This window comes from Marinobacter sp. KM021 (genome assembly GCF_050707965.1).
GTDB classification, from domain to species: domain Bacteria; phylum Pseudomonadota; class Gammaproteobacteria; order Pseudomonadales; family Oleiphilaceae; genus Marinobacter; species Marinobacter shengliensis.
In genome coordinates this window covers 2,607,971-2,620,098 of the sequence record NZ_CP136129.1, presented here as the reverse complement: position 1 = coordinate 2,620,098, position 12,128 = coordinate 2,607,971, and the positions used below count along the sequence as shown (strand labels likewise).

At 55.3% G+C, this 12,128-nt stretch carries 14 protein-coding genes and 1 pseudogene; 7 read left to right on the top strand and 8 right to left on the bottom strand.

Annotation, left to right across the window (positions count from 1 at the left end; all coding sequences use genetic code 11):
- Positions 1 to 28: 28 nt before the first annotated feature.
- Genes RVM24_RS12315 through RVM24_RS12295 form a run of 5 tightly spaced genes read left to right on the top strand, consistent with a single transcriptional unit; the run spans position 29 to position 4,518 of the window.
- Positions 29 to 799, top strand: coding sequence for an ABC transporter ATP-binding protein (locus RVM24_RS12315; protein WP_431474079.1), 771 nt, complete (start codon positions 29 to 31; stop codon positions 797 to 799).
- Complete coding sequence (locus RVM24_RS12310; RefSeq protein WP_431475404.1) at positions 687 to 1,448, top strand: ABC transporter permease; 762 nt, start codon at positions 687 to 689, stop codon at positions 1,446 to 1,448. Before RVM24_RS12315 ends, RVM24_RS12310 begins: the two co-directional genes overlap by 113 nt.
- Positions 1,442 to 2,017 (top strand): ABC transporter permease, encoded by a 576-nt coding sequence (locus RVM24_RS12305; protein ID WP_058091920.1) that lies wholly within the window; start codon positions 1,442 to 1,444, stop codon positions 2,015 to 2,017. The genes RVM24_RS12310 and RVM24_RS12305 overlap by 7 nt, the downstream gene beginning before the upstream one ends.
- Positions 2,010 to 3,158 carry a hypothetical protein gene (locus RVM24_RS12300; RefSeq protein WP_431474078.1) on the top strand — a complete coding sequence of 383 codons (1,149 nt, stop codon included), beginning with the start codon at positions 2,010 to 2,012 and terminating at the stop codon, positions 3,156 to 3,158. The genes RVM24_RS12305 and RVM24_RS12300 overlap by 8 nt, the downstream gene beginning before the upstream one ends.
- 58 nt (positions 3,159 to 3,216) lie before the next feature.
- A complete protein-coding gene (locus tag RVM24_RS12295) occupies positions 3,217 to 4,518 on the top strand; it encodes an IS1380 family transposase (protein WP_431474077.1) in 1,302 nt (433 codons plus the stop codon).
- A gap of 277 nt (positions 4,519 to 4,795) precedes the next feature.
- On the opposite strand, the gene RVM24_RS12290 is transcribed toward RVM24_RS12295, so the two are convergent.
- Both RVM24_RS12290 and RVM24_RS12285 read right to left on the bottom strand, forming a co-directional pair.
- Complete coding sequence (locus tag RVM24_RS12290; RefSeq protein ID WP_058091922.1) at positions 4,796 to 5,077, bottom strand: hypothetical protein; 282 nt, start codon at positions 5,075 to 5,077, stop codon at positions 4,796 to 4,798.
- Positions 5,078 to 5,225: 148 nt separating this feature from the next.
- On the bottom strand, positions 5,226 to 5,510 hold the full coding sequence (locus RVM24_RS12285) for a hypothetical protein (RefSeq protein ID WP_058091923.1): 285 nt from the start codon (positions 5,508 to 5,510) through the stop codon (positions 5,226 to 5,228).
- A gap of 217 nt (positions 5,511 to 5,727) precedes the next feature.
- On the opposite strand from RVM24_RS12285, the gene RVM24_RS12280 reads away from it, so the two are divergent.
- Entirely contained in the window at positions 5,728 to 7,110 is a 1,383-nt protein-coding gene (locus RVM24_RS12280; protein WP_431474076.1) for an IS5-like element ISHsp1 family transposase, read from the top strand.
- Positions 7,111 to 7,510: 400 nt separating this feature from the next.
- Here RVM24_RS12280 and chrA read toward each other — a convergent pair whose 3' ends face one another.
- From chrA to RVM24_RS12260, 4 genes are all read right to left on the bottom strand, one after another.
- On the bottom strand, positions 7,511 to 8,812 hold the full coding sequence (chrA, locus tag RVM24_RS12275) for a chromate efflux transporter (protein ID WP_319635440.1): 1,302 nt from the start codon (positions 8,810 to 8,812) through the stop codon (positions 7,511 to 7,513).
- An 85-nt stretch (positions 8,813 to 8,897) separates the two neighbouring features.
- On the bottom strand, positions 8,898 to 9,569 hold the full coding sequence (locus RVM24_RS12270) for a hypothetical protein (RefSeq protein WP_374815180.1): 672 nt from the start codon (positions 9,567 to 9,569) through the stop codon (positions 8,898 to 8,900).
- A gap of 15 nt (positions 9,570 to 9,584) precedes the next feature.
- Entirely contained in the window at positions 9,585 to 10,319 is a 735-nt protein-coding gene (locus tag RVM24_RS12265; protein WP_374815178.1) for a HupE/UreJ family protein, read from the bottom strand.
- Between the two features lie 46 nt (positions 10,320 to 10,365).
- Complete coding sequence (locus RVM24_RS12260) at positions 10,366 to 10,785, bottom strand: hypothetical protein (RefSeq protein WP_431474075.1); 420 nt, start codon at positions 10,783 to 10,785, stop codon at positions 10,366 to 10,368.
- Between the two features lie 121 nt (positions 10,786 to 10,906).
- Between RVM24_RS12260 and RVM24_RS12255 the strand changes: the two genes are divergently transcribed.
- Complete coding sequence (locus RVM24_RS12255) at positions 10,907 to 11,257, top strand: DUF3147 family protein (RefSeq protein WP_374815175.1); 351 nt, start codon at positions 10,907 to 10,909, stop codon at positions 11,255 to 11,257.
- Between the two features lie 26 nt (positions 11,258 to 11,283).
- On the opposite strand, the pseudogene RVM24_RS12250 reads toward RVM24_RS12255, so the two are convergent.
- Both RVM24_RS12250 and RVM24_RS12245 read right to left on the bottom strand, forming a co-directional pair.
- A pseudogene (locus tag RVM24_RS12250) lies at positions 11,284 to 11,490 on the bottom strand (transposase family protein); the annotation flags it as partial.
- 150 nt (positions 11,491 to 11,640) lie between these two features.
- Positions 11,641 to 12,123 (bottom strand): cytochrome c, encoded by a 483-nt coding sequence (locus RVM24_RS12245; protein WP_286921614.1) that lies wholly within the window; start codon positions 12,121 to 12,123, stop codon positions 11,641 to 11,643.
- Positions 12,124 to 12,128: the final 5 nt, after the last annotated feature.

Here is a 12,128-nt window from a genome sequence, read left to right as displayed (position 1 = left end):
CGCTATTAGCATCGTCAATGTCCAGCATGTGTCGCGGATTTATCAGCAGGATTCCATCGCCGTCAAGGCGCTGAACGATGTATCCGTGGCGATCGAGCCCGGTGAGTTCACAACGCTGGTGGGGCCGTCGGGTTCGGGCAAGACTACCCTACTGAACCAGATCGGGGCCCTGGACGAACCGGATACGGGGCGCATTCAGGTGGCGGGTGAGGAAATCACCGGGCTCAGTCGCAAGCAACGCACCATTCTGCGACTTTGGAAAATTGGCTTTGTATTCCAGGAGTACAACCTCATCGGTGTGCTGTCGGCTCAGGAGAATGTGGAGTACGTGCTGATGCTTCGCGGCGTTCCGTTTCGGGAACGACGGGCAGAGGCCCGGCGCATTCTCGCGGAGGTCGGGCTGCAGGGGATGGAACAGCGTCTGCCCCATGAACTCTCCGGCGGCCAACAACAACGTGTTGCGGTGGCCAGGGCCATCGTGAGCAAGCCTGCGATTGTCCTGGCCGATGAGCCAACCGCCAATCTCGACTCCGCGACCGGTGCGGCCCTGCTGGACCTGATGCGGGGTCTGAACTCGGAGCACGGTATTACCTTTGTGTTTTCCACCCACGATCCGATGGTGATGGAGCGAGCGCGCCGGAGGTCTGGTGTTTCTCTGGGCTTTTATCGATGGCATCAATGCCCAGATGATCAACAACATGACCGGTTATGTAACCGGCGACCTGAAAGTGCACCAGCGCGGATTTCACGACGACCGGGAAATGAACATTGCCGTTGCCGAGCATTGGAACCTTGCTGAGGAAATGTCCTCCGTAACCGGTGTCGCAGCGACCACGCCCAGGGTGACGGGCAATGCGCTGGCCAGCCATGCCGACCAGTCACGGGCCTTGCAGGTGATGGGGGTCGACAGCACAACAGAGCCGCAGGTAACCCGGCTTGATCGGTCGATCATCCACGGGCGCTATCTGGAGGGGGACAATGAGATCGTTATGGGCGTGGACGCCGCCAGTGCCCTGAGTACCTCCCCGGGAGATGAGCTGGTGCTGGTGGTTCAGGCAGCGGACGGCTCCATTGGCGCAGACCGGTTCGAGGTGGTGGGTGTTTTCGAAACCGGCATCAAACGTATTGATGGCTTCGTGGCCCAGGTGTCCCTGGCATCCGCCCAGACGCTGTATGCCTTTGAAGGTCGGTTTACCGAGATTGCGGCCCGCGTAGAGGACTCTGACCAGTTCGAAGCGGTGGTTGGAAGCCTGCGGAAGCAGCTGCAGGAACGCAATGTGGAGGTCCTGGGCTGGCTGGTGGAGATCTTGCCTCCAGCGCCCAGACCATTCGCGGCATCTACCGCACCGGCAGTGACCTGTTCGACACAGAGTATGCATTCATCGATATCAATACTGCCCGAAGCCTGGGTGGACTGCAGGAAGACGAAGTTTCACGGATCGTGCTGAGGCTGTCAGATCGCTCAGACAGTGTGGCCCTGGCACAGACCCTGAACCAGTCGTCGCCTCTGACCAACCACGGGCTGGTGGCCCAGGACTGGGAAACCTTGCTGCCTGTGGTTGTGCAGATGGTTGAGATGAGCAAGGTGGATTTCTATCTCATTCTGTCGGTGGTCTTTGTGGTGGTCGCGATTGGCGTCATGAACACCATGGTGATGTCGGTGATGGAGCGTACCCCGGAACTGGGCGTCATGCTGGCATTGGGTACGAGAGGCGGACAATTACAGCTGACGATTCTGTTTGAGGCATTCTTTCTTGCGGTGTTGGGTATGGTGGCAGGAACGGTGGTTGGCGGCCTGCTTGTGTTCTGGCTTGGCCAGACCGGTATTGATCTGTCCTCGGTCAGTCGCTCTCTGGAAGCCATCCCCGGTATCACCGACCGCATCTATCCGGTGTTGATTTTCGATCATGTCTGGCTTCCCAGCCTGCTGTTGTTCCTGTGCTCCGTGCTGGTAGCGCTGTACCCGGCGTGGCGGGCCTCACGACTGGACCCGGTTGAGGCCATTCGGCATGGTTGATCGCACTCCACTGGTGGCGGTGGGCCTGGCCTGGCTGATGCTGGCTTCGAACGCTGCGGCTGATTTCAGCCATTCCGGATCGCTCAAGAATCTCAGTGCCGGGTCGCGCTCGCTGGTTGATGAGGATCGTTACTTCTCGAACCTTACCCGCCTGCGTCTGGAGCCCCGCTATCGATATGAAGACTGGGTTCTGGATGCGGCCTACGACCTGGAGCTGGTGACAGGCAGTTTTCTGGACAGCCCGGAATTCGCCCTGCTCAGAGAGGTTCCCGATCCACGCTACTGGGATCTTCAGGGCGACGTCTATGAGTCAGGGGATGTGTTGGCGCGTCATCAACTCTACCGTGGCACCATACAGTGGCGCTCGCCAGCCGGGAATTTCCGATTTGGGCGCCAACAGGTGAACTGGTCCACCGCCCTGATCTGGAACCCCATGGACATTCTCAATCCTGTCAGCCCCCTCAATCTGGAACCTGATGAACGAATTGGCGTGGACGCCGTGTTATGGGACAGCCCCTGGGGGGCAACTGGCCGAATCAGCGCTGTTCATGCCCCGCAACACGGTGATAAAGAGGGCAGCACGGCGGCGAGGGCCAAGCGTTTTGTTGCCGGGGTCGATGCCAGTGTGATGATCGGCGATTTTGCAGGCACGACCAAAGCGGGTGTCAGCGGCAGTAGCTCAGTGGCCGGCACCGGTTGGCGTACTGAACTCGTCTGGAGCGAAGCAGATACTGGCGATGGTTACTGGCAGGGCGTGGCAGATCTGAACTGGGCGTATCGCAACGGCTTTAACCTGGCATTGGAGTATTTCTACAACGGTCAGCCCGCACGGCCCGGAAACCTGGACCTTTTGAGGCTGGTTTCCACCCGCCCACTGTATACCGGGCGCCATTATATCGGGCTGCTGGCATGGCAGGATATCAATCCGTTCTGGCAGTATCGCGTGGTGGTCATCCGCAATGCCGATGATGCCAGTTGGGTACTTTACCCCCGGTCCACATGGACGCTGCCATTCAAACGGGAAATTTATCTCACGGCAGGAGCCCAATGGTTCGGAGGCGACAACGACAGCGAATATGGGAGATTAGAGCCGGTCGGGCTAACCCGAATTTCTCATGAGGGGATAAAAGAAAGCGGCTGAAAGTGTTAAAATTTCAGGACCTTACACCATCAATCAACACCAACAACCGCTATCCAAAATGGTACCTGAAAAACTGACCTTCTCGCCACTGTCTCGCCGTCAAATTGAAGCCGATTTCTCCGGTGGCCATATCACCTCCGATGCCGGCCTGCTCCTGCTTCGCGAAGTCGACAATCAACACCAGCTCACTCAGCGCCTGGCTACGGTTCTGAACGATGCCCGTAATCCGGTACTGGTTCGCCACAAGCTTCAGACCATGATCCGGCAACGGGTCTTTGGCGTGGCCGCGGGGTACGAAGACCTGAACGATCACGAGGCGCTACGCGCTGATCAGGCACTTCAGACCGCGACCGGTGAAGAGGCCATTCTGGCGGGCAAATCGACCTTGTGCCGCATGGAACAGCGCGTAGACCGGCAGGCCGTGGTCAAGGCCCACGAACTGCTGTGGCATCACTTCATTGAACAGCACGAGACTCCACCCAAGGAAATTGTGCTGGACTTCGATGGCACTGATATTCCAGTGCATGGCGACCAGCCCGGCAAGTTCTTTAACGCCTACTACGATCACCATTGTTACTTCCCACTGTACGTGTTCTGCGGTCGTCATCTGCTGGTGAGCTACCTGCGCACCAGCAACCGAAGCGACAGCCGCCACAGCTGGGCCATTCTGGCCTTGCTGGTGAAGTTCATTCGGCAGTACTGGCCGGATACCCGCATCGTGTTCAGGGGTGACAGCGGCTTTTACCGTCCCCGATTGCTGAGCTGGTGCGACCGGAACAACGTGGACTATCTGGTCGGCATCAGCAAGAACAGCCGGCTGCTCAAGGAGGTAGATGTAGCCTCGATGCTGGTTCGCAAGGCTCACAACGAACTGGGTGAAAAAGTCTGCGCCACCTACCGGTTCCAGTACCAGGCCCGAACCTGGAAACACCCCCGCTGGGTGATCGCGCGTCTGGAGGAGGGCGAACTGGGTGCCAACCCCAGGTTCATTATCAGCTCCCGTTACGACGACGGCGTTAAACTCTACTACGAGCAATACTGTGCCCGGGGTGACATGGAAAACCGGATCAAGGATCAGCAGTTGTGTCTGTTCGCAGATCGCACCTCCAGCACGCGGTGGTGGACCAATCAGTGGCGGCTGCTTCTGTCGGGCTTTGCCTACACGTTGTTCGAACGATTACGGGCCCACCTGAAGAAGACACCCTTCGAGAGAATGAGCGCCAGTAACCTGCGGCTGAAGCTGATCAAGGTGGGCGCGGTCATCATTCGCAACACTCGGCGCATACGGGTGTTGATGAGCGATGCCTATCCTTACAAAGACGAACTCTCTGACCTGGTACGTCAACTGGTTCCGGGATAGAAGCCCGGGCTCCCCCGGCCCGACTCAATGGGGGAAAGGGGGCCGTGTGTCCGGACAACAGAAATTGATCAGTTATTAATCATTCGCGGCCGCAAATGAGCGATAATGGCGGTAACCTGCACAGTCTGCGAGACTTGCCGGGGACCTATGAGAAATCCGGGCTAATGGAGTTACAATGGTTTTTCTGAACATATAGTTAGGAATTATATGATAAATAGCCGATGATCTTTTCGTAAGATGACCGGCTATGTTTTAACATGATGTTCGCTGCACCGATTTAGTGATGATTATGGTTAATAGGCGCTCTCTCTGATTGTTCTTTTCCGTAATTAACTTCGCGTGATTCATCCTGGTTTGCCTGAGATTTTTTTACCATCCCATGGTTTTGTTTCTCATGCATACGGTGCATGTGCATGCTTTTAGTATGCTCTGTTTTGTTAGGGTAACTGGTTTTGTTAGGGTAACTGCGTTCTTCATTGAAGCGATCGGCCAAGCCGCCGGCCGTGGCCATGGTTGAAAATGCAGCCATGATTGCAGTAACGATAATTAGTTTTTTCATAATGTTGATCTCTCTTTCTATAAGCTGACTCGGTAATTCAAGTCAGGTTCAGGTTGGTATGGTTTACTTGCTGGCGTTAGAACGCCGGCTGCTCAGCATTCGAGTCAGGCGGTGCCTGCGTCTCCGCGAGCTGACTTTGCCGCATGGTTTACCCTGCGGTATTTTTTTGCTTTTTCTCCAATGCCTTATGATAGGCGCGACCCTCTTTCGTCATCATTTGCAGGCGAGCCTCCATACCTACCTCGGAAATGGCATAAAGCGTCATGTCCCTGTGCAAACGCCGCATATCGTCATTCTGAAGAATCTTTTCAACGGACTCGGTGTTCATTATTTGGCTGTGCATGGCCTTCATGTTCTTATTGTCTGACATGTTGCCTGCAAGTACGGATGTTGAAATCGTGACGGCTGCTGCAAATACAAATAACGTTTTCATTATTACACCTCCGGGTTGTTTGATGGCTCTATTGAAACATCGGTTTCTGAAATGACCCTGAATTTTAATAAAAAACAAAGAATCTCGATATTCCTAACCTATTGAGTCGGCCCTGCAAAAGTAAAAACCTGAATCAAGGCAATAAGTTGGCCTGATTTCAGGGTATAATTTCCACCATAAATCTCTCCGTTTCGCCCAAAAACCGGAAGAAAACGCCATGATTCCACGGGATAAGCGCCAGGCACCACAGCGAGATCTGTTGGAAACCTACCTCGAAGGCATCCTCAATACCCGACACGAGTTGGTGCAGCTGGGAAAGCGTATCGACTGGTCTGCCTGCGAACAGCACTTCGGCCAGTTGTATGCGGTGCAAGCCGGGCGTCCAGGGCTGCCCATCCGGTTACACGTGGGCTTACAGTTGCTCAAGCACATGTACGCGCTGTCCGATCGTGATGTGCTGGATCGCTGGGTAGAGAACCCCTACTGGCAACACTTCTGCGGCGAGGTGATCTTCCAGCACCGACTGCCCATGGACGAAACCACCATGATGCGGTTCCGCCATCGCATCGGCGAAAACGGCGCTTGTGAGCTTCTGAAAATGAGCATCGCCCTGGGCCAGGATACCGGCGTCATCGCCCCGGAAAGCCTCAAGGTTGCCGTCATCGATACCACCGTCATGCCCAAGGCGATTGCCTATCCCAGCGACGCCCGCCTGGCGGGTCGTTGCCATCGCCAACTGGTGGCTCTGGCAAAGGATGAAGGCATCAAATTCCGCCAGACCTTCTGCAAGGGATTACCCGGCATGGTCTGGCAGGTGGGCCGCTACGCTCATGCCCGGCAGTTCAAGCGGATGCACAAGGTACTGCGCCAGATGCACCGGAATCTGGGTAAGGTCTGTGAGGCCATTGTTGATCAGCGCACGATAGAACAACGTTCCGAGCGTCTGAACCACAAGCTCCACCAGGCACTGCGATTGCTGAATCAGTACGGCGACCGCACCGTCAAACCCCGGTTATACAGCCTGCACGAACCGGAGGTGGTGTGTATCGCTAAAGGCAAGGCTCGCACCCGCTATGAGTTCGGTTCCAAGGTCAGCGTGGTGACCACCGCCAAAGAGGGCTTCGTGTTGGATTGCCAGGCACTGGCTGGCAACCCCTACGATGGGCATACCGTCGATACGCCGCTCAAACGAGTGCTTCTGCACACCAGCAAGATGCCGGAGCATCTGCTGGCTGACTGTGGCTACCGTGGTAGCGAGGGCACATTCCTCTCCAAAATTCATATCACCGGCAAACGGAGAGGACGCGGCAAGGCCCACCCCGATCAGCAACACCGGCGAAACAGTATCGAACCGATCATCGGACACCTGAAAAGTGACGGCCTGATGTTCCGGAACTTCCTCAGAGGGTTTACGGGCGACAAGATACACGCGGTATTGTGCGGCGTGGGCCTGAACCTGAGGAAAGTTCTGAGGAAGCTCGCCGAGCTTCTTTGGCCTTATAAAAATGAGCGGTATTTACGACTGATGCTGGCTATTTTATGGTCAATTTTGGCGTTGCCGGATGAATCAACGAAGACCGGTGAATTGCTGGCGATCTGAAAACGGCGTTTTGCAGGGTCGACTAATTACACCTCCTGTTTGGTTGGTGAATGCAGTTAATCATTAGTTTCTGAAATGAAGCTGAAATATAAAAAATATATTTTTGATATTTGTCAACGGCCGAAAATTGATTGGGTTGTGCGAGGGGTATGCGGATATAATTATTTTATTGTTAAATAGGCTGTGTCGCCGAACAATACGAAGTAAGGGGCTTGAACTGACCTATCGGAAGTACATAGGGACTTTGTGTTCGCTTATTTCTGTTCTCTGTCCTCGTGATCATAAAGGCGATGCGTTTACGATGACGCTGCACAGTCACATCGTTATGGATTCCTTTGAACAGGTTCCGTCCGGAGGCTGCACCGGGGCGTCCGCTGTCGTTGTCAGCAGCGAGCTTGGGTTAGCCCGCCATCAGCATCCAGACGGCCCCAAGGCTGGCCAATGTGCTCACCAGGGGGATAACCCCCATTTTGAACTGGAACGCACAGAGAAACGCCACGGCTGAGAGTGTCAGCATCGGCACATCTACGCTGGCAAGATGGGGCAGTTGCATGTTGACACCATACTCCGAGAAGAGGAATTGCTCGGCGAACAGTGCGCTGATCGCAAACCAAAGTGCCAGGTTGGCAATCACTCCAACGACGACGGCAGTGACGGCCCCAAGGGCGGAAGAAATGGCTTGGTTTGCGCGTAGTTTCTCCACGTAGGGCGCACCGGCAAAGATCCACAGAAAGCAGGGCAGAAACGTCACCCATGTGGTCAGCAGGGCGCCAATAGAGGCGAAGAGGAGCGCAGACTCGCCGGCAGCATCGCGGTAGGCTGCGAGAAATCCAACGAACTGTGTGACCAGAATAAGGGGCCCTGGCGTTGTCTCCGCCAGGCCGAGGCCCTCCAGCATTTCACCGGGCTGTAGCCACTGATAGTTCTCAACCCCTTGCTGGGCCACGTAAGACAGCACCGCGTAGGCGCCGCCAAAGGTGACTGTTGCCATCTTTGAGAAAAACACGGCAATCTGCGAATACACATGGCCGTAGCCCAGGGCGGCCAGCAACCCAAACACGGTCAGTGCCCAAAGTACCAGGCAGGTTAGGGCTGCACGCCGGGTGCCGGGGCGTACAACGGTTTCTGTGCTGACCAACGAATGATTGGCCTCCGTATTGTCCGGCCCAAGTCTACGGGCTACCAGGTAGCCCGCAATGCCCGCCGTCAGAACCACGATCGGAAACGGTACGCTGAAAACAAACAAAGCCAGAAAACCGGCAACGGCGAGGAACGGCCTCAAAGTGCCCTTGAGTGCTCGTTTGCCGATTCGTATCAGGGCCTGAACAACAATCGCGAGCACCGCCGCTTTCAGGCCGAAAAAAACACCTTCAACAAGAGTCAGGTCACCGATGGTGACATACGCCCAGGACAAAAGGAAAATTGCCAGGGCCCCAGGAATGATAAACAGCAGGCCTGCAATAACCCCGCCCCTCACACCATGCATTAGCCAACCGATGTAGGTGGCAAGTTGTTGAGCCTCAGGCCCGGGTAACAGCATGCAATAGTTCAGGGCGTGTAGAAATCGAGACTCATCCAGCCACTTCTTCTCGTCTACAATAATCCGGTGCATTAACGCGATCTGCCCTGCCGGGCCGCCGAAGCTGAGAAGACCGATCCTAATCCAGACTATCAGCGCTTCCCTGAAAGAAACTTCACTCATCAGCCCTTTTCCTTGATTACATTATTCAATATCGTTTATTTGTGCCTCGTCCCTGAGGCTGTCGCAGTGGTGCGTACTTTACCATCTACAGCATTTTCTTCAGTTCACCGTAATCACCGCCGGTGCGCAGTACCATGGTCACATTGTTGTTGTTGCGGTTCCGAAAGAACCAGCCGTGGTTGCCGGTAAAGGCGGCCTCAAGTTCGCCTTCATCCTCCGGAACGCCCCGGCCCTTTTCGTAAGAGATGGACCGGCCGCCACCATCGCCATGGGTGTCAAAGTTAACCGGGCCACCTTCGGATTCCCAGGAAAACCGGGCGATGGCGCCCTCATTCATGGTGAGTTTGAACTCCGTACCCTGGCCCGGCGTCAGCACAAAACGAACCTCATCTTGCCATTCGGATTCGTCGGCGGTTGCTGGAGCAGGCTCTTCCGGCGCCGGTTCGGCTTCCGGAGCTGCTTCGGCAGTGGCGGCGGGCTCAACCGATGCTGGCGCCGGTGCTTCTATCTGGGTTTGCACTGCCACCCTTTGCGCGGCGGCATCGGCGGCCGCTTCTTCGGCCAGCTGTTCCTTGATTTCACCCATCTCGGTCAGGCCCAGAACCCGGCCGGCACCGGTCGGGTCCAGCGCATACTCGGCGGGCATGACCACCGTCACCAGCAGCACCAGTGCAACAATAGCGGCGATGATGGTTGATCGAACCAGTTTGGCGGTGGAGGGTAGTTCTTCACGGTTTGGTCTATCGGTGTTGTACATAACGAATCTCCAGAATTAAGCGACAAAATAACCGGTGAGCTGATAGCCGAAGAGCAGGAAGCCTGCGCTCATCATGGCCACATTGGCGGTGTAGGCGTGGCGGAAAAAGCCGTCGGTTTTACGCCAGAAGCTGATGGCGATCAGGATCATGGCCAGGGCGATGAGCTGGCCAATTTCCACCCCGACGTTAAACGCCAGCAGGTTTGGCACCAGGCCGTCCGGTGAGATGTCGTATTCGATGATTTTTGAAGACAGGCCAAAGCCGTGGAAGAACCCGAAGATTAGCGTGGCGGCCTTGGTGTTCGGCTGAAAACCAAACCACCGTTGATAGGCACCGATGTTGTCCAGCGCCTTGTACACGATGGATAGCCCGATAATGGCATCAATGATGTAGCTGTTGATGCCAATGTTGAAATACACCCCCAGCAGCATGGTGGTGGAGTGCCCTACCGCAAACAGGCTCACGTAGATCGCGATGTGTTTCATCTGGTAGAGGAAGAAGATGACACCCAGCAGGAACAGCAGGTGGTCATAGCCGGTGACCATGTGCTTGGCCCCCAGATACATGAAGGCTATCAGGTTAACCCCGGTGATCTCCTGGATATAACCTTTATCGCCCTCGGCGACGGCGTGGGCGAGTGCATCGGCGCTCATGCCGAATAGCCCGAGGGTCAGAACAATCCATAACAGACGGTATCCGCCGGTGGCATGACGCCTACGCCGAACGCCGCCAAGCAAAGTTGACAACATAAAGACTCCAATTGTGTTCGTTCAGTCAGCTGCAGTGCAGCGAGAATCAGGCAATCAGAGCGGGTTTTGGAGGGCGTTCAAGGCGATGACGAAAATTCTGGGGCGAGGCTCCGGCGAAAGACAGGGGTTGCCGGTGTGAAACTACTAGTGCAGTTGTGAGCGTAATGGTCAGCCGATCTGCCGTTTCATGGGTGTGGTTGCCAGAGTCGTGGTGCTGGTGAGAGCCGTGTGAGCTCTCGCCGTGATCCTCCAGGCTATGACTGTGGGAATGATCACCATGATCAGTCACGTCCAACCCTGTGAGTTCGGCAATACCATGGGAAGATGCTTCACCAATGGTGGAGAGCGTCATGCCAGCCAGTGCGATGAGCATAACCATCAGTGGCAACAGTGTTCTGTGGCGAATGGTGGCGATCATGGGCGTCAGTGCACTGGCTCGGTCATGGGCATCGTCGGGATAACCCAAGTTTGGTGGTTGTATTGCTTGAGCGAATGAGGATACCTTTCTCGCCAAACGGATAACAATTAAATGTCAAAAATGTTCCGAAGGGTTCGCGCCTGCCGGGGCTTTTGTGGAGAGCAATACAATGACATGGCTTATAACCAAATACGCCATCACCGCCGCCCTGGTAGTACTGATTTCGGAAGTTGCCAAGCGCAGCGACAAACTCGGCGCACTGATTGCGGCGCTGCCCATGGTGACTGTGCTGGCGATGGTCTGGATGTATGTTGAGCATCAGCCTGCGGACAAGATCTCCAACCATGCCTGGTACACCTTCTGGTATGTGCTGCCCACCTTGCCGATGTTTCTGTTGTTTCCGTTCCTGTTACCCCGTTTGGGATTCTGGTTGTCGCTGGCGGCCAGTGCCGTGCTGACCATGATCTGTTTTGTTTCCCTGGCATTCGTGATGAAACGATTCGGCGTTGGTTTGATGTAGTTTCAGGGTATTCGGATTAAGTGGTTTAGGATGACCCGCTTTCCGTGGACTGGGAGGTCGCGGTAAGCGACATCTCGCTTGCCGAATCTGACGAACTCACCCTCTGCACCACACTCTTCGCAAGCTATGGGGTCTGGCGCATCCATATGAAAGTGCAGCCCGTCTTCCATTTCTATGGCATTTAGCACTTGGTACTCAGGGAGGTGCAATACGTTGTCAGGCAAGTGTGATATTTCGGGGCAAAGTTTCCTGTCGCAGCATGTTATATTCAGCAGTTGACGAATTTTTACTTAGCCAAGGCATGTCGGTCAGATGCTCCAGATCTAGAAAAAATCGAGTCGCGCAAAGACTGCATCTGCAGGTATTCCTCAGCACCCTGCTATTCATTTGCCGTAAAAATGGGCTCTGAACCCTTCCTTAAATTCCTGATGGCAGGCTAGACAGTGGTTCTGTACCCGAGAAAACGCCTCGATTACTGCTTGGCCATCCGCCTGACGCGCCTTGTCACCCATATTCCTGGCGGTTTCATGCACCTGCCTGTCATATCCCCGGAAGCGTGCGGCATCGGTTCCGACAAAGCGCAATATGCGTGTCTTTTCCCCGAACGGCGGCTCGGGATGATCGGCAATTAGGGGCGCGATTTCAGCTACCCGTTCCCAGTTTTCCCGGGAGATAGCCCCAACAACCTCGCGCATGTTTTCATCAAGTTCGCGCATGATGGAGCGAAGCACTAGTTCCTCACTGGAGCTTTTCTGTTCTCTCGCTGAGTGTTGATCGTCATTATCACCACTGGCCATAAGCCAAGCCGACGGGGCCGTCAAGACGAGCAGCAGAACGATTTTTGTGCTGTATTTGCATAAGGTCATGGTTA